This window comes from Streptomyces sp. CB02980 (genome assembly GCF_014451325.2).
Lineage (GTDB): Bacteria > Actinomycetota > Actinomycetes > Streptomycetales > Streptomycetaceae > Streptomyces.
The window spans coordinates 1-18,549 of record NZ_JACSCH020000024.1; the positions used below are offsets into that span (position 1 = coordinate 1).

Consider the following 18,549-nt stretch of genomic DNA (forward strand, 5'->3'; position numbering starts at 1 on the left):
TCGGTCACGACATCACCGGCAACACGGTCGGACCGGGTTTCGCGTTCGGTGGTTCCAAGGTTGCGTTCAACGGAGCGGTTGACCGGTTCGTCGTCACGATGGGCAACCGCATCATCGTCATCACCCAGAACGGTGGTGTGTTCGGTCACGACATCACCGGCAACACGGTCGGACCGGGTTTCGCGTTCGGTGGTTCCAAGGTTGCGTTCAACGGAGCGTTCGACCGGTTCGTCGTCACGATGGGCAACCGCATCATCGTCACCACCCAAGACGGTGGCGTGTGGGCACATGACGTCATCGGCAACACAGTGGGTCCGGCGTTCCCGATGAACTTCGTCCTCTCGCACTTCACCTTCGCGAGCGACATCTCCGCGGGGAATCGGCAGCGGACGCTCGACCGGCACAGGTTCGCGCTGACGCGCATGGCGGCGTGCGGCAATCTGTCGGCGGACGAGAGGACGAAGCTCCACCAGGCCTATGACCGCGCCATTCACCACACGACCAACACCACGGCCGGCGTGAACGCGAGCGCGACGGTCGGAGGCTCGCGCCTGAATGTCAACTTCGGGGTTCTCTTCCCGCAAGGCGATGAGGAGATCTCCCAAACGCTCATCCACGAGATGATGCATTGTGCAGGTTTCACCCATCCCACTCGGCGTGACCCTCCCTCAGGGAGCAGCTGTGCCGCGCCCAACCCCGCCGTGTTCGACTGCCCCGGCGACAACGGCGTGTACTACGGCACGCCCCCGCTGCGGGCGGAGTTCTGCATTGCGGGTGACCAGAGTGATGTGCGCTCGCGGCTCAGGAGCAAGGCGGCCGCAGAGAGCTGCGTCATCGACGAGAACGGACTGGCTACCGTCCATACCGAGGCCGCGCGTCAGCCGCTCAGCGCGTCGTCGTAGCGTCCGGTGTCGCGCGGTCGCGGTCCACGGCTGAGGGGATGCGGAAACTGATTCGCCCGGTGGCTCGTCTTGCAGGACGGGGCCGAGTGGATGGGAAGCCGGGTGGAGCGGGCGAGCAGCGGTGTGACGTCGATGCTGAGGGCCGTGGTGCCTTGGAGGGCAAGGGTGCCTTGGAGAGCGCGGCGCCGGGCCGGGGGGCGGGTTCCCGGTGCGGGGAGGGGAGGGGACGCGAGGGGCCGATCGGTCTGGACGCGGGGGCGGGCCCCTGCGGCCTGCGCTGTGCTGACGGCCGGGCTGTTGGCGTTCCACCGGGCGGTGCCCAATGCCGTGGGCCGTCTGGGCAGTTTGCTCGAAGTGTTCCTTCCTTGGCTCGGCCTGGCTGTCGTGGCCTTGTTCGGCGTGGCCCTGCTGCGCCGTTCGGCCACCGCGCTGGTGGCCCTGCTGCTGCCGACGGTGGCCTGGACGTACCTCTTCGGCGGGCTGTTCCTGCCTGGTGGGAAGCCTGGCGCGCACGAGCTGGTGGTGGTGCAGCACAACGTCAGCGACGAGAACCCCGACCCTGCGGGCACGGCCCTTGCCCTGGCTGATGCCGAGCCCGATCTGATCGCGCTGCAGGAATTGGTGCCCCCGGCGCTGCCGGTCTACGAGAGTTCTCTCGCCCCGGCTTACCCGTACCACGCGGTCCGGGGCACGGTCGGGCTGTGGTCGAAGCATCCGCTGACCGGTGTCCGGCTGCTGGATGTCAAACCGCAGGGGGTTGCTGGGCCCTGGAGCCGTGGGCTGCGGGCCGTGGTCCACACGCCGCAGGGGGAGATCGCGGCATACGTCGCGCACCTGCCCTCGGTCCGCGTTCGGGCGAGCGGCCTCGCGTCGTCCTGGCGTGACGAGAGCGCCGGTCTGCTGGGCAAGGCTGTCGCGGCCGAGAAGGTGAGAGCAGTGATCTTGTTGGGCGACCTCAACGGCACGGTCGACGACCGGGGGCTGGCTCCGCTGACCTCACGGATGAACGTGGCGGAGCGCGGCTTCGCCTTCAGCTTCCCCGCCGCCCTTCCGCTGGCCCGGATCGACCAGGTCATGGCCCGCTCGGCGACCGTCGTCCACATCCGCACCTTGCCCGACACCGGCAGCGACCATCTGCCGGTCGCCGCCAGGATCCAACTGCACTGAGGGGATGGTCCCGGCATCCGCACGCCGTTCAGGGGTCGTCGTGGGGAACGGGCAACCGCCAGGGGAACGGAGGCCGCGTGCTGAGGACGGACCGACGGCTTCGGCCGGACGGCCCAACCAGCGACCGGGCGAGCAGGGTTCCCTCGCGTCGATGAATCGGCGGCCGACCGGCAGGGGCTATCTCTTGACGGAGACAACCGACTCAGCGGGAGTAAGCCATGGGCCTCATCACCATCGAGCTGTTCGCGACCCTCGACCTCGTCGGGCAGGCGCCCGGTGGTCCCGACGAGGACCCGGTGGGATTCCCGTTCGGCGGTTGGCAGGCGCCCCTGCTGGACGAGGTCGCCGGGGCGCAGATCGGAGCCGCGTACGACGGCACGGACGCCCTCCTGCTCGGCCGGCGGACGTACGACATCTTCGCCGCCTACTGGCCTCACCAGAAAGGCGGCGAGGACGGCGAGATCGCCACGCTGTTCAACAGCGTCCCGAAGTACGTGGCGTCGCGCGGCACGCCCGACCTGTCGTGGGCCGGGTCCACACAGCTCGGCCCGGACCTCGCCGACGCGGTGCGTGAGATCCGTGACCGGCATGAGGACGTGAAGGTCGTCGGGAGTCTCAACCTCGTGCAGACTCTGCTGCGCGAGAAGCTCTTCGACCGTCTCGATCTCTGGGTGCACCCGGTCGTGCTCGGCGTCGGGAAGAAGGTGTTCGACGACGGCGCGGTGCCCACCAACGTCACGCTCCTCGCGCCCCCGGTGGCCGGCCCGACGGGGACCGTGTTCCTGCGCTACGGGATCGCCGACGGCACTCCCGCGACGGGGGACATGAGCCTGCCCGATCGCGGTCTCGGAAGCAACGGCTGAAGCCCCGCCGGGTCGGGGCCGAAGCGGTCCTCGCGGCAACGTGCCGCGAAGTGATGCCGCGGTGGCGTCGGCGACGATGACGCCCCCGTGGGTCGTCAGCGGCCCTGCTCCGGTGCAGGGTGGTGCCCGGCGGGGATCAGTGCTTGGCGTCACCGAGCCCCGCCGGGGCGAGGACGGCGGCAGCCAGGTGCTCGCGGAACCAACTGTGGCCCGGATCGGCCGAGTTGCGAGGATGCCAGGCCATCCCGAGGTCCATGGATGCCAGGTCGAGCGGGATGGCGAACGTCCGCAGCCCCATGGCGGAGACGGTGTCGGGGAGCCAGTCGGCCAGGCTGAGCGCGACGAGGTCGGTGTCCCGGGCGAGCATCATCGCGCTCGTGTGGCTGGGTACCACGATCGCGGTCCGGCGCCGCAGTCCGAGTTCTGCCAGCGCGTGGTCGATGGGCCCGAGGCGCTTGCCGAGCCGGGAGATGCCGATGTGGTCGGCCGCGGCGAACCGGCGGGCGTCGATCGGCCCGTCGAAGAGAGGGTGATCGTGACGGGCGATGCCGACCGGCGTCATCCGCGCGAGCCGCCGGGTTCGGATCTCCGGGTCCAGGTGCCCGAGGACGCCGAGTTCGACGTCCACCCAGCCCTGTCGCAGCCCGGGGCCGCCCTCGACCGCCTCGGGCAGGAAGACGACGTCCACCTGCGGTGCCTCCGCGTGGATCCGCTCGGTCAGGCTCGCGGCCAGTCCCACCAGGAGCAGGTCGGCCGCCTGCACCGTGAACGTGCGGTGGAGACGTGCGGCGTCGAAACCGGGACCGGGCCGCAGGACGTTGTCACAGCCGCGCAGCAACGCGCCCACCTCCTCCCGGAGTTCCAGGGCGCGCGGGGTCGGGACCATTCCCTGACCGGCCCGGACGAGCAGCGGGTCGCCGACCGCACGGCGGAGCCGAGCCAGGGTGCGGCTCACTGCCGCGGGCGAGGTACCGAGGCGTTCCGCTGCTCGGGTCACGCTGTTGTCCTGGAGCAAGGCGTCCAGGACGCGCAGCAGGTTGAGATCCATCAATGGCTCCTGAACTGCAATTTTACATCTGAGGCAATGATTGGATGCTCATCTTTGCATTGTTGTGGCGCTCTGTGGGACCGAGAGTGGAGACGCCCGCGGAAACGCGCGGCATCCCTCCCTCCACCCCATCCCGAGGAGCCGCTGTGCACCAGTCCCCCCGTACCTGTCGGGAAGGCGATGTCCTGGCCGTCGTCAGCCAGAGCGGGCCGACCGTCTCGTTCTTCGACGCCGCGTCCGACCGCCACCTCGGCCAGGTGCAAGTCCCGGCCGAACCTCACGAGTTGTGCTTCGACGCGACGCACCGGCTCCTGTGGTGCACGCTGACGTACCGCTCGGGCTACTACCACGCGAACGGCGGCCGGCGCACCGACCTGGCCGTCATCGACCCCGACACCCGCCGGATCGTCGAGATCGTCGACATCGGCCCGGAACACGGGCCGCACGGCCTGGCGCTGGACCCGGCGCGCGGTCGGATCTACGTCAGCGTGGAGGGCGCCGCGAACCGGCCCGGCGGTGTCGTGGTGATCGACACGGCGACCCGCCGGCCTGTGGGCAGGATCGACACCGACGCGCCCGGCCCGCACTGGTTCGCCATCGATCCGGCGGGCCGGACGGGGTACGCCACCAACAAGGAGGCGCCGTTCGTGTCGGTCGTCGACCTCGAACGGGGCGTCCTCACCTCGAAGGTCGAGGTACCGGGCAGCGAGGGCCTTGCCGTCTCCGCCGACGGGACGCACGTCTTCGTCGCCGGGCCTTACGGAGACTTCTCCGCCGCCGCCGAAGGGCGGCCGCCCACGGGGATCAGGGTCATCGACGCCCGCAGCGCGTCCGTCGTCGACATCCTGCCCACGGAGGACATCGTCCTGCCGGTGCATCAGACCTCGACGGGGAGGCTGCTCGCGGGCGAAGTGCGCATGGCACCCGATCCGGGGTCGCGACTCGGACGCCATGCGCCGGGCCGCCTCACCGTGTTCGCTGCCGACACCCGCAAGCAGGTGGGTGAACTCGCGGTCGGGCTCTTCCCGCTGACCATCACCTCGTCTCCCGACGGCCGACTCGCCTATGTGGCCTGCGCCATCTCCTCCACCGTCGATGTCGTCGACCTGGAGACGCTGGATCGCCTGGCCCGGCTGGACATCGCCAAGCTCGGCGAGGCCGGCGCGCACGGCCTGGCGTATCTCCCGCGGCCGGCCTGATCGCCGTGCGGGGCGGAAGCGGACACCGCCTGCGGGGCTTCGTTCCGGCGATCCCGGTGCGGAACCCGGCCTCCGTACCTCGCCGTCGCCCGGCCGTCGCCGGCTGACCGGGAGGGCGCCCCCAGAAGTGCCCGCGCCGCCCGACATCGCCCCCACCCGGTGAGCATCCGTGGCGCGGACGTCCTCTCGCGCATCAGCAGGCGGTTCCCCGCTCCAGAAGTGTCATCAGCGCGCGGGCTGCCGGGCTGGTGGCTTGCGGCGGTGGCAGCAGGGCCACTGTCTCGTAGACCGCCTCGCCGGTGTCGGCGAGAGGGATGGCGTGCAGGGAGTCCCGCTTGTGCCGGAAATGGCGCGGTACGGCAGCGACACCGAGGTCCTCCTCCACCAGGTCCAGGAGGCTGTGCACGTCGTTCACCTCCAGGGTCACGGTTCGCGGTACGCCCGCGGAGGCGAAGGTCGCGTCGGTGGCCCGACGTGGTCCCCAGCCGGGGTGGAAGTCGACGAAGGCCTCCTCGGCGAGATCTCCAAGGGCGAGGACCGGCCGGGCTGCGGCGAGCGGGTGTTCGGGGTGGCACAGAAGCGTCATCGGCTCGGCTGCCAGTGGCACCGAGCGCAGTTGGTCGGAGTCTGCCCGGGTGCGGTAGGCGAAGGCCAGGTCGAGGCGTCCGGCGGCGACGTCCTCGGCCAGTGCGAGCCCACCCTCCTGCCGCAGCCGTATCTCCACCTCGGGGTGCCGCCGCCTGAACGCGGCCAGCAGTCCCGCCACGTGCACTCCCGCGACGCACTGCTCGGCCCCCAGGCGGAGCGTGCCTCGCACTACGCCCTGCACGGCCGCCACTGCCTCATGGGCGGCCCGTACCTGCGCCAGGATGCGCTCCGCCTCGACCAGCAGCGCCCGCCCGGCCTCCGTCAGCATCACCCGGCGGGTGCTCCGTACGAACAGCGGAGCCCTCAGATCCCGCTCCAGGGCCCGGATCGACGCCGAGAGACCGGACTGGGAGACCATGAGCCGCTCCGCGGCCCGCGTGAAGTGCCGGTCCTCGGCGACGGCGACGAAGTGCTGGAGATGCCGCAGTTCCATGATTCAGAAGCCTACGCGCTGAATCCCATCGGATTCTCCTGTTGGATTCATGCCCATGGGTCGAGGGAGATTGGTGGCGGCACGACAACCTCCCCGCCGGCCCCCGTTCACCGGGGGCCTTCCCCATGCCATGGAGTCACGTTGTACACCGCACATTCCGATCGCTATGCCGACATGCCCTACCGGCGCACCGGGCGCAGCGGCCTGAAGCTCCCCGCCCTCTCCCTGGGGCTCTGGCACAACTTCGGCCCGGACCGCCCGGCGGAGACCCAGCGCGCCATCCTGCGCCGCGCCTTCGACCTCGGGATCACCCACTTCGACCTGGCTAACAACTACGGGCCCCCGCCCGGCACGGCGGAGTCCGCCCTCGGCGCCTTCCTGCGGACGGACTTCGCGCCCTACCGCGACGAACTGCTCGTCTCCACCAAGGCCGGATACCTGATGTGGCCCGGCCCGTACGGCGAGTGGGGCTCCCGCAAGTACCTTCTGTCGTCGCTGGACCAGAGCCTGCGCCGGCTCGGACTCGACCACGTCGACATCTTCTACTCGCACCGCTTCGACCCGGAGACGCCCCTGGAAGAGACCATGGGCGCCCTGCACTCCGCGGTCCAGCAGGGCAAGGCACTGTACGTCGGCGTCTCCAACTACTCCGCCGAACAGACCCGCGAGGCTGCCCGCATCCTCGCCGGGCTCGGCACACCACTCACCCTTCACCAGCCCCGCTACTCGATGCTCGACCGACGCCCGGAGAACGAAGGCCTGCTCGACGCCCTCGACGACCTGCAGATCGGTTCCATCGCCTACTCCCCGCTGGAACAGGGCCTGCTCACCGGCCGCTACCTGAACGGCATCCCCGAGGACTCACGGGCCGCGAGCGACAGCCCCTTCCTGAACCGGGACGCTGTCACCGAGGACCTGGTGACCCGGTTGCGCGCCCTGAACGACATCGCCGCCTCCCGTGGCCAGACCCTGGCCCAGCTCGCCCTCGCCTGGGTGCTGCGCGGCGGCCGCGTCACCTCCGCCCTGGTGGGCGCGAGCAGCGCACGGCAGCTCGAGGACAGCGTGGCTGCCCTCCACAACCTCGACTTCGACAGCGAGGAACTGGCCCTGGTCGACGCGCTGGTCCGTCCCTGACGCGCGAGAGCCGTCCCTCAACCGCGCTGAATGAGCCCTTCTGGCTCTCCTGGGATCGCTACTCTTCCTCCACGCCATGCTCATAGCCAGGGGGCCATCGTGCGCAACCGCTTCCTCGCGGCCGTCGCCGTACTCGTCACCACCACGGCGTGCGCCGTGCCTTCAGGGCAGAAGGACGACCCGAAGCCGTCCGCCGTGGCCTCGCAGGGAGTCGCCACTCCCAGCTCCGGCCCGACGGCGACAACGGCTGCTCCCCTGCCCGAGGCGACGGCTTCCCCGACGCCGGTCACGCCCGAGCTGACCGAGCTGACCGTCGACGACTGGCGTTACGGGTACGCCTGGAGGGGCTTTTCCAGGGATGTCGACGGTGCCGGCGGGCAGTACGACAAGCCCGGCGAGGTACACGTCACGCTGACGGTGCAGATGACCGTCACCGACGACCGGCGTCCGGAGATCCCCTCTCCGAACAGCTTGTGGGTGGGGCACAACTACGGCTTCGACTTCTTCGTGAAGCCGTCGAAGTTCCCCGACTGCCTGCCCCTCGAAGGCGTCGGTCTGTGCGAGCTCTCCTCTGGACCGTTCTACTCGGGCTGCGAGGAACTCCAGAACGACAGCGACGGAACCAGTTTCCCCCAGCGGGGCTCCTTGATCATGAGCTGTCGCATCGACGCCACGTTTCCCGAGAGTGTGAAGGCGAGCGACTTCAAAGTCGGTGTCCGTTACGACGAGTGCTGCGACTCGGACGCGAAGCACCGAGTGTGGCTTCTGTTCCAGGACCTGCCCCTTCCACCGCGTGTGACCGAGGAGCCCCAGGAAGAGACAGCAGAGCCGGAGACGGCAAACACGCCGCCGCCCATCCGTTACCTATGAGTCCTGAGTGGTGGCCGGGGGCCCCTTCGACGAACGGCGTGTCCACCGACGGCAGCTTCTAGGATCGGCGGCATGGCAACAAGACTCGTGCAGATCAACATGAAGGCCCAGGACGACGCCGCGCTCGGCCGGTTCTGGGCGGAGGCACTCGGTTGGGGTGTCGACAGCGAGGGACCCGGCGTGACCAACCTCGAACCCGTGGGCTTCTCCTACCCCGACCCCGTGGCCGTCTGCATCGACATCATCGCCCGCCCGGAACCCAAGACAGTGAAGAACCGGGTGCACCTCGATCTGGCCACCACCTCGAGGGCCCATCAGACGGAGCTGGTCGCGCGCCTGAAGGATCTCGGCGCGACGCTCGCCGACGTGGGTCAGGGCGACGTCCCCTGGACGGTCATGGCCGACCCGGAGGGCAACGAGTTCTGCGTCCTGGAGCCCCGCCCGATCTACCAGGACACCGGTCCGATCGCCGCGGTGGTGGTCGACTGCACCGACCCACGAGGGCTGGCCCGGTTCTGGGACCAGGCGATGGACTGGACGCTGCACGAGGTTGCCGACGACCACGCTTCCCTGCGATCCTCTCAAGGCGTCGGCCCCTACCTGGAGTTCCTCCGCACCCCCGATACCAAGAGCGGGTGGAACCGCGTACACCTCGACATCTGTCCTTACCCCGGTGACGACCTGGCGGCAGAGGAAGCCCGACTGCGCGCTCTGGGCGCCACCGATCCTGGTATCGACCAGTCCGCCATCTCCTGGACGGTTCTGGCCGACCCGGAAGGCAACGAGTTCTGCCTGCTCACCCCTCGCTGACCTTGAGCAACCACTCCGGCCGTTGGCGGGTCGGCGGCGAAGACCGCGCGGCGTCAGCACATGCCGCCGGAGACGGGGATGGTGTCCTGCGCGCACCACCCCACAGGCCGGCTCGACCACCTGCACTCCATCCGCCCCTGCGCCCGAGCCCCGTATCCGGCCACCGCACGCCGCTGCCGTCGACACCGATGTGACCCCCACGCCATGGGAGGGTAAAACCAAACCATCACACCCACGATCGAACGGACACACGAAGTGAGTAGCCTTCCCGGATCACGCCTGCCGGGCAGAACCTGGACCGTCCGGCTCACCGGGCACCCCGACCACTCCGCCACCGTGGCGTGCAGCACCACGGCGTGCCGGATGCCCCCACGCTCCAGGGACATCAACGCCCTGCGCCGCTTCGCGCAGCAGCACGTCCAGGCCCACGCACGCTCCGCCACCCCACGCCCCAACGCCACCTGCGCCTGCGGAGCGGCGGACTGCCGCCACCACACCACCAGGACAACATGCACGGGCCGAACCCTGCTGGTCCTCATCCACAACCGGATCGTGGGTGATGTGTGGACCCTGACCGAGGTCTGCCAGGCCTGCGCTCCGCACATCGTCAACGCCACACTCCTTCCAGGCGCCGCCACACCGCCCGGTGTCCCGGTTCCCGCCGCCACCAAGCCCGCGCTCGCGGCGCCCGTTCAAGCCACTTTCTCCTCCCCGCAGGCGACCGACGCAGACGACGTCTCCGCCGCGCGTCGCGGCCAGCGCCCCCCACGTGCCCGCCGGAGCCGAGGCGCGGAGAACCGGCGCGGCCGATGACACCAGACGCGCGGTGGCCAGGGTCCACGTGAGGGTGGGCCCCGCGGGTAGACCCGGCCGGCCTGCAGGAGGTGGTGGCCTTCCCGGGGCGAGGGGAGCTCCGGGCGAGCATGACGGACCTGCCGGCTCTGGCCACCTCCCCACTCATCGGACTGGCGACCGGCGTCGTAGCCGGGGCCTGTCCCGTGTGGCGCGCGTCGGGGCGGGTGCGCGTGGAGACGGGCCATCAGGGCAGCGACAGATATTCCTGTCGGATCGCTCACGCGACAGTTAGACTTGTCGCATGAGTGATGTGAGTGCAGTTCCGACTCCCGACAGGAACGACGAGAACTTCTGGACCGCCGCCTCGACACTGGTGGAGCCTCCCTGGAGCGAGCCCGTCCAGGGTGACGCGTTCACCATGGACGAGAGAGTCCACGATGCCGTGCGCGCCCTGGCCGAACGGATCTCGACCCGCGCGCTGGCCTACCGCGCCGCCGGCAGGTCCCTCGACCCCGTACTCATGGCAGCGCCCGATGTGCAGCTGGCCCTTCTGCGCGCTCTGTACGAAGCCAAGCAGTCCGTCGAACGGCTGGCGGAGAGCGCCGCCACCGTCGCCGGCCGCAGCGGAGCGAACTACGCCCAGCTCGGTGCTGCCTGGGGCGGCATCAAGCGTCAGTCCGCCCGTCTCAAGTGGCCCCACGCCGTGGTCAGGAAAGCCGCCAGCGAGTCCATCCCGTTCCACTACGCGGGTGGTACCGCCGTGGTGCACCACGATGCCGACGCCGACGCCTGGTGGTTCGCCGCCACCGCCGCAGACCACCAGGACACGGAGTCCGAGCCCGTCCACCGCACGTATGCCGAGGCCATCGCCGGAGCGACCGAGTACCTCCTCGCGCACTCGCTGCCCGACCGCCAGGCACCCGCATGAGGCTCGCCGGTTCGGGCCTCCCACTGGTGAGCGGTCATCCGTCGGTGCGGGTGGGGCGGCGCGTGTCCCGCCGGTGACGGAGGGCGAGGCGGCGTCGGCGGTCGCTGCTTTCGCGGACCCGTCGGTCGAGTTCTTCCATCAGCCGGTGGCCGCGGTGTTCGGGGTCGAGTTCGTCGAGGATGCGGTCGATCTCGGTGAGCAGTGCTCCGTACAGCTGCCAGCGGCCGGGGTTGGCGAGGGCGAGGGCGAGGAGCCGGTCGGCGGCGTGGTCTCTGCAGGCCTTGGCCGCCCGCAGCTCGCCCGCGAGCCGGGTCTCTGCGGCTTCGGCGTCCTCGCTGCCCTGTGTGGTGACCAGGACGGCGAAGCTGACGAGGGCGTCGGCGGTGTACTGGGCGGTCTCCCGGAGGGCCAGGGCAGCCGGTTCGGGCAGCAGCTGGTGTCCGTCACGCTGTTTCGCGAGATCGGTGAGGGTACGGGCGAGGACTCGCAGGACGACGGCGCAGATTTCCAGGGTGTCGAGGCCGGTGCGCAGCACCACCCGGTGCAGGAGGCCTTCCTTGACACGGGGGTTGAACCGCAGGCTGTCCTCGGCGGTACGCAGGGCCCCGTCGACGTCGGCGACGTCGTTGTCGAGGCGGCGGGCCTCGTGGAGCCGGGTGGCGGCCTGCTCGACGGGGGGTGCGCCGGTGAACTCGTCCGCCACGTCGAGGAGCAGCAGCCGCATCCGTCGGGCGAGGTCCTCGATCGAGTCGCCCGCGGTGTCGACCCAGACGGGCGGGGCCAGGAGCAGGTTGAAGAGCATGCCGACGACGGCGCCGATGAGGGTCTCCAGGACGCGGTCCCAGGCGGTGTCGGAGACCTGGGTGACGCCGAGGACGAGCATGGCGCTGATGGCGACCTCGGGGATGAACTCCTCGACCTTGACGAGTCGGCCGACGAGCAGTGAGGCGAGGATGACGAGGGCGAGGCTCCACCAGGAGAGGCCGACGACGGCGCTGAACGCGATGGCGATGAGGACGCCGACGACGACCGAGTTCACCCGGCGCAGGCTGGTGGTCACGGTGGAGTAGAGCGTGACCTGGACGACGAGGAGGGCGGTGAGGGGTGCGGTGAGGGGAACCGGTTCGCTGCTGAGCTGGAGGGCGACGACATAGCTGAGGGTGGCAGCTGCAGCGGACCGTACGGTCTGGACGGCGAAGGGGTCGCGCCGGAGGCGCGCGAGCAGCCCGTCTGCCCGGTCGTGCCGTCCTGTGCCGCTTGCCACGCCCCACCTCGTCCCGTCGCCGCCCCGCCAGGGCCCTCTGGACAACCCGCCTGCCCGGACCGTCCCGGGTTCATACGCGGGTACGCCCGGGCGGACGAGGGATCACCCCCGCTTCGGGGACAGAGCGGCTCCGAAAAGGGACGGCGTCGATGCACCGGTTGCCGCGGTCCCGGCAGCTTCAGCCGCCGTGCCTGATCAGGTGGGGCCCTCGACCGCGGGATGCTGACCGAGGGCGGGTGGGCGGGCTCGGGGCGGGGCGTCAGCGAGTACGTTGACGGCCCGGTGACCGAACTCAGGTCGGCTTGCGCCACACGGAGATGTGCTTCGGGGAGTCCTGGGTGAACGGCGCCCCGTCCCAGTCCGCGACGCGACGTTCCCTCTCGAGCCCAGCGATTCGTGCCATCAGGTCGAGCTCTGCCGGCCAGGCGTAGCGGTGCCGGGAGTTGTCGCGGCGGTAGAGGCCGTCGTCGCCGTCGCGGGTGAAGTGGTGCGAGACGAGAATCTGCTCGACGAGGTCGAAGGTGTCGAAGCCGAGATGCTGCTCAGAGACGTCGAAAGGCACCGCGACCTGGCCGGGCGGCAGGAACCGCAGCGGCGGCACGCCCAGCTCGATGACGAATCGGCCGCCGGGCTCCAGATGGCGTGCGGCGTTGCGGAAGCACTCGACCTGCTCGTCCTGCGTGAGCAGGTTCGTGATGGTGTTGTAGACGAGATAGACCAGGGTGAACTCGCCGGGTACGACGGTGGTGGCCATGTCCCCGATGACCACCGGGAGCGTGTCCTCGTCGATCTTGCGCCGCAGCACCGCTGCCATGGGCTCGGACAGTTCGATGCCCACGACGGGCACGCCGCGTTCCCGGAGCGGGACGCCCACCCGTCCGGTCCCGATGGCGAACTCCAGTGCCCGGCCGTCTCCGGCGAGCTCGGCGAGGAAGGCGAGAGTCGGTCCGAGAACGGCGGCCGAGGACATCTCGGTCTCCTCGGCGTCGTAGCGGTCGGCGGTCGCACGGGTCCACAGCTCACTGCTCGTCACGGGCGGCCACTTTGCCGGGTACCGCGGGGCGCTGTCGAAGCATTTACCTTCCACCGGCTCCGATCACACGGTTCGCAGGTCACCGGTCGAACCCGCTGCCGCGGCGCCGTTGCGCCAGGTGCCGTCCTCCTTGACCAGGAGGTAGAAGGGGCGGCTCTCGGGACGGTCGGTGATCCGGGTGCCGTCGTGGTGCACGGGCTGCTGGCGGACGTTTGGGGGCACCGCGCCGGCCAGCTAGGCGGGGTCGGCGGTGTCGCGGACCAGCTGGGCGTGCCATCCCCGGCCGGGCCGTGGCTCGGTGGCACGGGTGAGCGCGACAACCTGGTGTCCGGCAGCGGCGATGTACAGGACCCGAAGCCCGACCAGGCCGGCCATCACGCCCCGGCGGCGCGCGTCGACCAGCAGGGCGTAGCCGAGGAACGCGGCGGCGAAGACCAGCGTCGACCCCATCGACGGCGAGCTGTGGGCGGCCCCCCACCACCGTCCGTCCGCGCCGACGGCCTATGGAGGATCAGGTGCCTGGTCGTTCGTGCTCTTCACCGGTGGCCCGGGCACGTGGACGGCCAGGACGGCGGTGTCGTCGTCCACGCCGTTGCCGAAGGTGTCGAGCAGGTCACGGACAGCGTCGATGGTGGCCGACGCGGTGGTGGGAGCGAGGGCGCGGCCGAAGGCGAGGAGGGCCTCGTCGCCGTAGCGGCCCTGGGTGTCGGCGTCCGTGTGGGCCTCGGTCAGGCCGTCGGTGTGCAGGAGCAGGGTGTCGTGGGGGGCGAGGTGGACGGTGATGGTGGCGATGTCGGGGTCCGGCAGGACTCCGATGAGTTGCCCGCCGGGCGTGTGCAGGTAGTCCGCGGTGCCGTCCGCGCGCATCAGCAGGGCCGGCGGGTGGCCGCCGCTGGCCAGGGTGATACGGAAGCCGCCGCGGTCGGCGTCGGGGGTGAGCAGGCCGAAGATGACGGTGCAGAAACGGGGGTCGGTGCCGTTGTACTCGTGGTTGAGGACCGTGTTCAGGTTGGCGAGGACGGCGGCCGGGTCGGGGTCGTAGACGGCCGCGGCGCGCAGGGTGTAGCGGGCCAGCGAGGTGACGGCCGCGGCGGCGGCGCCCTTGCCGCAGACGTCGCCGAGGAACAGGCCCCAGGTGCCGGCGGCCAGGGGGAAGAGATCGTAGAAGTCGCCGCCGACCTCTTCGACGGAGGCGATGTGGTAGTACGCGGCAACGTCCAGCCCGGGCACGTTCGCCAGCGCCGGGGGCAGCAGGCTCTTCTGCAGGGTGGTGTTCAGGAGCTTCAGGCGGTCACGTTCCTGGTCGGCTTCCTGGCGGGCGCGCAGCAACTCGGTCTCATAGGCGCGGCGGTCGCGGGCGTCGAAGATGGTCGTGCGGATCAGCAGTGGCTGCCCGTCGTCGTCCGTCTTGATCGTCGAGGTGACCATGACGGGCAGGCGGGAGCCGTCGGCGGCCTTCAGTTCCAGGGCGATCCCGCTGATTTCGCCTTGCATCTGCAAGAGCGGTGCGAAGTGGGTCTCGTGGTAGAGCCGCCCGCCGACGGTCAGTAGCTCGGAGAAGTACTTGCGTCCCACGAGGTCGACGCGCTCGTAACCGAGCCAGTCCAGCAGCGTCCTGTTGACCTTGGCGATCTGCCCGTCCAGCAGCGTGGTCAGATATCCGCAGGGCGCGTGCTCATAGAGGTCTTCGGCGCTGTCCTCCAGCAAGGCGGAGAACCGAGCCTCCTCATCCGCCGGACTCCGGTCCTCGCTCGGGTCTCCGCTCTCTGCCGCGTCGCCTGTCTCGACCATCTACCCGGAGGTTCCCACGAAGGCGGTGATCGCCGCGGCGGTCTCCTCCGGGGCGGAGAGCTGGGGGCAGTGGCCCGTCGCGTTCAGCGTGACGAGCCGGCTTCCCGGAATCTGTGCGTGGACGAACGCGCCCACCTCCGGCGGAGCGATCGCGTCGCTCGAACACTGAGCGACCAGGGTGGGCACGCCCACCGACGCGAGATCGGCGCGGTTGTCGGACAGGAACGTCACCCGGGCGAACACCCGGGCGATGTCCGGGTCGGTGCGGCAGAAGCTGTTCGTCAGCTCCTCACCCAACTCGGGCCGCTCCGGGTTACCCATGATCACCGGGGCCATGGTGCCCGACCAGCCCAGATAGTTCGCGTCCAGCGACTCGAGGAGCTCGTCGATGTCCTCGGCGCTGAACCCGCCCCGGTATCCCGTGTCCGGGTCGTCGACGAAACAGGGCGAGGGCGCGAGCAGCACCAGGCCGGTGAACGCCTCGGGCTCCCGAGCGGCGGCCAGCACGCCCATCATCCCGCTCACCGAATGCCCCACGAAGGTGACCGGGCCCAGCGCGATGTCCCGGCACAGCTCCAGGACGTCGTCGACATACCCGTCCAGTGACGAATGCCGCTCCCGGCTCCACGCCGACAGCGTCGAGTTCCCCGAGCCCACATGATCGAAGAGAACCACGGTGAAGTCGCGCTCCAACGCGGGCGTCACCAGACGCCACATGTTCTGGTCGCACCCGAAGCCATGCGCCAGCACCACCACCGGCCCACCGGTACGCCCGGTCACCCTCACGTGGTTCCTGCTCCGCACGTCCATGCATCCCATCCTCGCAGACCGGTTCCCGGCGGCCCGCACCGTCGAGCCTTTCTCGAACGTGCCGCGGGCCGAATCGCAGGCGGTCAGGCCGGGGGGGGGTGTGCCGTGGGCGCCGGGGCAGCCTGGCAGCGGGATCCGCATGGGCCGTCCCGGCGTACTTGTGCTCGCCGGTGGGCTACGTTCCGGGCGAGTCGCCGGTACCGGAGTCGGTACCGGAGTCGGTACCGGAGTCGGAACCGGAGTCGGCACCGGTGAGGAGGAGGGCGGGCAGGTCGGCGAAGGAGTCGAGGACGTGGTCGGGGGTGCCGGAGGCGGCGCGGTGTGTCTCGGGGGCATACTTCCCCGTCCTCACCAGGACGCCGGTGATGCCTGACCGTTGGGCTGCCAGCACGTCCGACTCGATGTCGTCGCCGATCATCAGCGCCTCGGGCGCGTCGACGCCCAGGTGGGCGAGGGCGCTTGCGAAGAACGCCTGCGCCGGCTTGCCCGTCACCGCCGCCTCTGTGCGGGAGGCCTTCTCGAGGCCTTCGAGGAAGGCCCCGGTGTCGAGGTCGAGGCCGCCCTCGGTACGCCAGTACAGGTTGCGGTGCATGGACACCAGCCGGGCACCGCGCTGCAGTTGCCGGAAGACGCGGTTCAGGGACTTGTAGCCGAACTCGGGGCCCGCGCCGCCGAGCACGACCACGTCCGCGTCCCCCTCGTCGATCAGCGTGACTCCGGGCAGGTCGTCGCGCACGTCGCCGCTGTTGAGCAGGAGGCAGCGGGCGCCGGGGAAGTGCTCGCGCAGGTAGGCCGCCGTCGCGGCCGGGGCGGTCAGGATGTCCTCGGTACCGACGGGGAAGCCCAGGGTGGCCAGGCGCACGGCGATGGCGGCACGTGTGCGGGAGGTGTTGTTGGTGACCAGGGCGAGGCGGAGCCCGGCGGCGCGCAGCTGTGCCATGGCAGCGACCGTTCCGGACAGCGGCCTCCAGGAGACGGTGAGGACGCCGTCGATGTCGATCAGGACCGCGCGGATTCGCTCCATGGAGCCGACGGTAGCCCCCGCCGCGACGGTGGGCGATGGGCGGCGCGCCCAGGCGGCCCCGTTGCGCCGGATGCCGTTCCGTCACCACTGGTACATGTACTGGCGCCACGTGCCGTGCCATCCGGTGCCGTAGAAGGCGCAGGAGTCGGAGTCGAAAAGCACCACGTGACCGCCCCAGTACACGCTCTCGTCGAGCTGGAAGACGGCCCACCATCCGGTGTTCTGCGTCGGCGTGTTGCTCGTGCGAACCGCTTTGGTCTTGAACCAGGACCACATGTTCCGCGCTCGGATGGGCCGGCGGGCGTAGGTGTAGCAGCGGGCCTCGATGTGCGGGTTGGAGTCGGAGAGTTCCGTGTACCCGGCGCGGATGAACGCGTCCGAGAGGAAGTGGGCGCAGTTGTTGGCGAAGGCGTCGCCGGCGACGCACCTGTTCGTCCAGTGACTTCCCACGGTGGAGAGGGCCGGGGCGAGCACCTGGGGCCGCGCCACCTGTGCCGGTCCCCCGCTCGCCGCCGCGTAGCGCGGCGCGCCCGGCACGTACATCGCCGGTGGAGGAGCGATGTGCTCCATCGCTTCGGCGTTCGCAAGCCCGACCGGCCCGTTCGCCGGCGTCGGCTCTCCGGGCACTCTGGGGCTCATCGGCGGTGCGATGTTCTCCATGGCGACCATGAAGGCGTCCTGCGGTTCACCGGCGCGCATCCGGCCCAGGCGGAATGCCGTGGCCCCCTCCCGCACATGCACCCTGATCCGGTCCTCGCCAAGGGTCTCCCGGTCCATGATGTCGGACTTGGCGAAGGAATAGACACAGTCGCCGGACTCGACGATCAGGATGTTTCCCGGGATGTTTCCGTCGTCTCGGCTGTAGCCCTCGAAGGGCACGGTGCAATCACGTCTCGCCGCCCGTTCCATGAGCGAACTGAGGTCGTTCTGTTGACCTTTCATGATGTTCTCGGCCATGTCGTTCGCCTCCTGTGCGCGGGCGTGCGGCCGTCGACATCCCCCTCATTCAGCGTGGACCCCGGGCGTCGGCTTGCGCCACTCGTGGCGGTGTTGTGCCATGCGCCACCTGTGGTCACGGGACGTACGATGGAAGTCGGCTGTGGCTTTCGAGGGCCCGCCGTCGTCCCGGTAGCTCCTCAGGCGAGGACGTTGACGGCGCGGGCGACCACGAGCCCGAGAATGAGCAGGGATACGAGCGCCTGAATGCCCATGGCGATCTTGGCCCAGGGGGCCAGCGGCATGACGTCGGTGGGGCTGAACGCGGTGGCGTTGGTGAGCCCGAGGTAGAGGTAGTCGATGAAGCGGGGCCGCCAGTCGGCGCCGCCCAACCGAGGCTCGAGCTGTTGGGGGAAGGCGAGTGCGGGCGTGGAGGGCATGCGGTGAGCGCGGGCGGCTGCCCCGCCGCTGTCGAGTTCGAAGTACAGCAGGGAGAAGGCGAGGACGGTACAGGCCCACACCGTGCCGCCGGTCTGTAGCAGGCTGGTGGCGGAGCTGGTCTCCTTCCCGGCATGGAGGATGTCGTCGACCAGTTGAACGGTCGACCAGACGGCGCTGAGGGCGAGAACTCCCACCAGGGCGATCGACAAGCTCCGCAGGGCGGCCGAGCGCCGGTCGATGCGGCCCGGGTCGCCGGCGATGAGCGCCAGCAGGAGCAGTCCCTCGACGGCGGGGATGAACCAGCGAGGCGCCAGACGGAGGTCGTCGGGGAGCAGGATCGTCAGCCCCATGGCGGCGACGACGGCCGCCGCCATCGGCCATCGGGGCTCGCCGAGGGTCTCGCGCTGTCCCGGGCTCTCGGTTGGCTCGGGGGTGTGTCCGGTCACGATGGCG

20 protein-coding genes are annotated in these 18,549 nt (G+C 70.2%); 9 read left to right on the forward strand and 11 right to left on the reverse strand.

Going from position 1 to position 18,549, the window contains the following annotated elements:
* The 3 genes from E0F75_RS35030 to E0F75_RS35040 all read left to right on the forward strand — a co-directional run.
* The coding region (locus E0F75_RS35030) for a hypothetical protein (protein WP_229315020.1) at positions 1-902 on the forward strand (902 nt) is incomplete at its 5' end.
* Between the two features lie 132 nt (positions 903-1,034).
* A complete protein-coding gene (locus E0F75_RS35035) occupies positions 1,035-2,069 on the forward strand; it encodes an endonuclease/exonuclease/phosphatase family protein (protein ID WP_374115493.1) in 1,035 nt (344 codons plus the stop codon).
* A gap of 218 nt (positions 2,070-2,287) precedes the next feature.
* On the forward strand, positions 2,288-2,932 hold the full coding sequence (locus E0F75_RS35040) for a dihydrofolate reductase family protein (protein ID WP_229315022.1): 645 nt from the start codon (positions 2,288-2,290) through the stop codon (positions 2,930-2,932).
* Between the two features lie 136 nt (positions 2,933-3,068).
* On the opposite strand, the gene E0F75_RS35045 is transcribed toward E0F75_RS35040, so the two are convergent.
* A complete protein-coding gene (locus E0F75_RS35045; RefSeq protein WP_229315023.1) occupies positions 3,069-3,980 on the reverse strand; it encodes a LysR family transcriptional regulator in 912 nt (303 codons plus the stop codon).
* A 146-nt stretch (positions 3,981-4,126) separates the two neighbouring features.
* Between E0F75_RS35045 and E0F75_RS35050 the strand changes: the two genes are divergently transcribed.
* Positions 4,127-5,179, forward strand: a complete 1,053-nt coding sequence (locus tag E0F75_RS35050) for a YncE family protein (protein WP_229315024.1) — start codon at positions 4,127-4,129, stop codon at positions 5,177-5,179.
* 193 nt (positions 5,180-5,372) lie between these two features.
* On the opposite strand, the gene E0F75_RS35055 is transcribed toward E0F75_RS35050, so the two are convergent.
* Complete coding sequence (locus E0F75_RS35055; protein ID WP_229315025.1) at positions 5,373-6,260, reverse strand: LysR family transcriptional regulator; 888 nt, start codon at positions 6,258-6,260, stop codon at positions 5,373-5,375.
* A 141-nt stretch (positions 6,261-6,401) separates the two neighbouring features.
* Between E0F75_RS35055 and mgrA the strand changes: the two genes are divergently transcribed.
* From mgrA to E0F75_RS35080, 5 genes are all read left to right on the forward strand, one after another.
* Positions 6,402-7,394, forward strand: coding sequence for an L-glyceraldehyde 3-phosphate reductase (gene mgrA / locus E0F75_RS35060; RefSeq protein WP_229315026.1), 993 nt, complete (start codon positions 6,402-6,404; stop codon positions 7,392-7,394).
* A gap of 99 nt (positions 7,395-7,493) precedes the next feature.
* Positions 7,494-8,264 carry a hypothetical protein gene (locus tag E0F75_RS35065; RefSeq protein ID WP_229315027.1) on the forward strand — a complete coding sequence of 257 codons (771 nt, stop codon included), beginning with the start codon at positions 7,494-7,496 and terminating at the stop codon, positions 8,262-8,264.
* A 72-nt stretch (positions 8,265-8,336) separates the two neighbouring features.
* The gene (locus tag E0F75_RS35070) at positions 8,337-9,074 is read left to right on the forward strand and encodes a VOC family protein (RefSeq protein ID WP_229315028.1); all 738 of its coding nucleotides are present in this window, start codon (positions 8,337-8,339) and stop codon (positions 9,072-9,074) included.
* Positions 9,075-9,329: 255 nt separating this feature from the next.
* Complete coding sequence (locus E0F75_RS35075) at positions 9,330-9,887, forward strand: hypothetical protein (protein WP_229315029.1); 558 nt, start codon at positions 9,330-9,332, stop codon at positions 9,885-9,887.
* 283 nt (positions 9,888-10,170) lie between these two features.
* Positions 10,171-10,797: a hypothetical protein gene (locus E0F75_RS35080; protein ID WP_229315030.1), complete on the forward strand. Its 627-nt coding sequence runs from the start codon at positions 10,171-10,173 to the stop codon at positions 10,795-10,797.
* Positions 10,798-10,831: 34 nt separating this feature from the next.
* Here the strand turns inward: E0F75_RS35080 and E0F75_RS35085 are convergent, their stop codons facing one another.
* The 9 genes from E0F75_RS35085 to E0F75_RS35125 form a co-directional block, all read right to left on the reverse strand.
* Positions 10,832-12,061 (reverse strand): aromatic acid exporter family protein, encoded by a 1,230-nt coding sequence (locus E0F75_RS35085; RefSeq protein WP_229315031.1) that lies wholly within the window; start codon positions 12,059-12,061, stop codon positions 10,832-10,834.
* Positions 12,062-12,353: 292 nt separating this feature from the next.
* A complete protein-coding gene (locus tag E0F75_RS35090; RefSeq protein WP_229315032.1) occupies positions 12,354-13,094 on the reverse strand; it encodes a class I SAM-dependent methyltransferase in 741 nt (246 codons plus the stop codon).
* 63 nt (positions 13,095-13,157) lie between these two features.
* The gene (locus E0F75_RS35095) at positions 13,158-13,316 is read right to left on the reverse strand and encodes a hypothetical protein (RefSeq protein ID WP_229315033.1); all 159 of its coding nucleotides are present in this window, start codon (positions 13,314-13,316) and stop codon (positions 13,158-13,160) included.
* 12 nt (positions 13,317-13,328) lie between these two features.
* Positions 13,329-13,544: a hypothetical protein gene (locus tag E0F75_RS35100; protein WP_229315034.1), complete on the reverse strand. Its 216-nt coding sequence runs from the start codon at positions 13,542-13,544 to the stop codon at positions 13,329-13,331.
* 51 nt (positions 13,545-13,595) lie between these two features.
* Positions 13,596-14,885, reverse strand: a complete 1,290-nt coding sequence (locus tag E0F75_RS35105) for a PP2C family protein-serine/threonine phosphatase (RefSeq protein ID WP_229315035.1) — start codon at positions 14,883-14,885, stop codon at positions 13,596-13,598.
* The gene (locus E0F75_RS35110; RefSeq protein WP_229315108.1) at positions 14,886-15,695 is read right to left on the reverse strand and encodes an alpha/beta fold hydrolase; all 810 of its coding nucleotides are present in this window, start codon (positions 15,693-15,695) and stop codon (positions 14,886-14,888) included.
* 175 nt (positions 15,696-15,870) lie between these two features.
* Positions 15,871-16,719: a TIGR01458 family HAD-type hydrolase gene (locus E0F75_RS35115; protein ID WP_229315036.1), complete on the reverse strand. Its 849-nt coding sequence runs from the start codon at positions 16,717-16,719 to the stop codon at positions 15,871-15,873.
* An 81-nt stretch (positions 16,720-16,800) separates the two neighbouring features.
* Complete coding sequence (locus E0F75_RS35120; RefSeq protein WP_229315037.1) at positions 16,801-17,676, reverse strand: hypothetical protein; 876 nt, start codon at positions 17,674-17,676, stop codon at positions 16,801-16,803.
* Positions 17,677-17,855: 179 nt separating this feature from the next.
* Positions 17,856-18,542: a hypothetical protein gene (locus tag E0F75_RS35125; protein ID WP_229315038.1), complete on the reverse strand. Its 687-nt coding sequence runs from the start codon at positions 18,540-18,542 to the stop codon at positions 17,856-17,858.
* Positions 18,543-18,549: the final 7 nt, after the last annotated feature.

Coding starts and splice junctions, on each gene's coding strand:
- E0F75_RS35110 (WP_229315108.1), bottom strand. CDS start 15,695: ATGGACGTGCGGAGCAGGAACCACGTGAGGGTGACCGGGCGTACCGGT.
- E0F75_RS35045 (WP_229315023.1), bottom strand. CDS start 3,980: ATGGATCTCAACCTGCTGCGCGTCCTGGACGCCTTGCTCCAGGACAAC.
- E0F75_RS35040 (WP_229315022.1), top strand. CDS start 2,288: ATGGGCCTCATCACCATCGAGCTGTTCGCGACCCTCGACCTCGTCGGG.
- E0F75_RS35105 (WP_229315035.1), bottom strand. CDS start 14,885: ATGGTCGAGACAGGCGACGCGGCAGAGAGCGGAGACCCGAGCGAGGAC.
- E0F75_RS35080 (WP_229315030.1), top strand. CDS start 10,171: ATGAGTGATGTGAGTGCAGTTCCGACTCCCGACAGGAACGACGAGAAC.
- E0F75_RS35035 (WP_374115493.1), top strand. CDS start 1,035: ATGCTGAGGGCCGTGGTGCCTTGGAGGGCAAGGGTGCCTTGGAGAGCG.
- E0F75_RS35055 (WP_229315025.1), bottom strand. CDS start 6,260: ATGGAACTGCGGCATCTCCAGCACTTCGTCGCCGTCGCCGAGGACCGG.
- E0F75_RS35070 (WP_229315028.1), top strand. CDS start 8,337: ATGGCAACAAGACTCGTGCAGATCAACATGAAGGCCCAGGACGACGCC.
- E0F75_RS35100 (WP_229315034.1), bottom strand. CDS start 13,544: ATGGGGTCGACGCTGGTCTTCGCCGCCGCGTTCCTCGGCTACGCCCTG.
- E0F75_RS35120 (WP_229315037.1), bottom strand. CDS start 17,676: ATGGCCGAGAACATCATGAAAGGTCAACAGAACGACCTCAGTTCGCTC.
- E0F75_RS35115 (WP_229315036.1), bottom strand. CDS start 16,719: ATGGAGCGAATCCGCGCGGTCCTGATCGACATCGACGGCGTCCTCACC.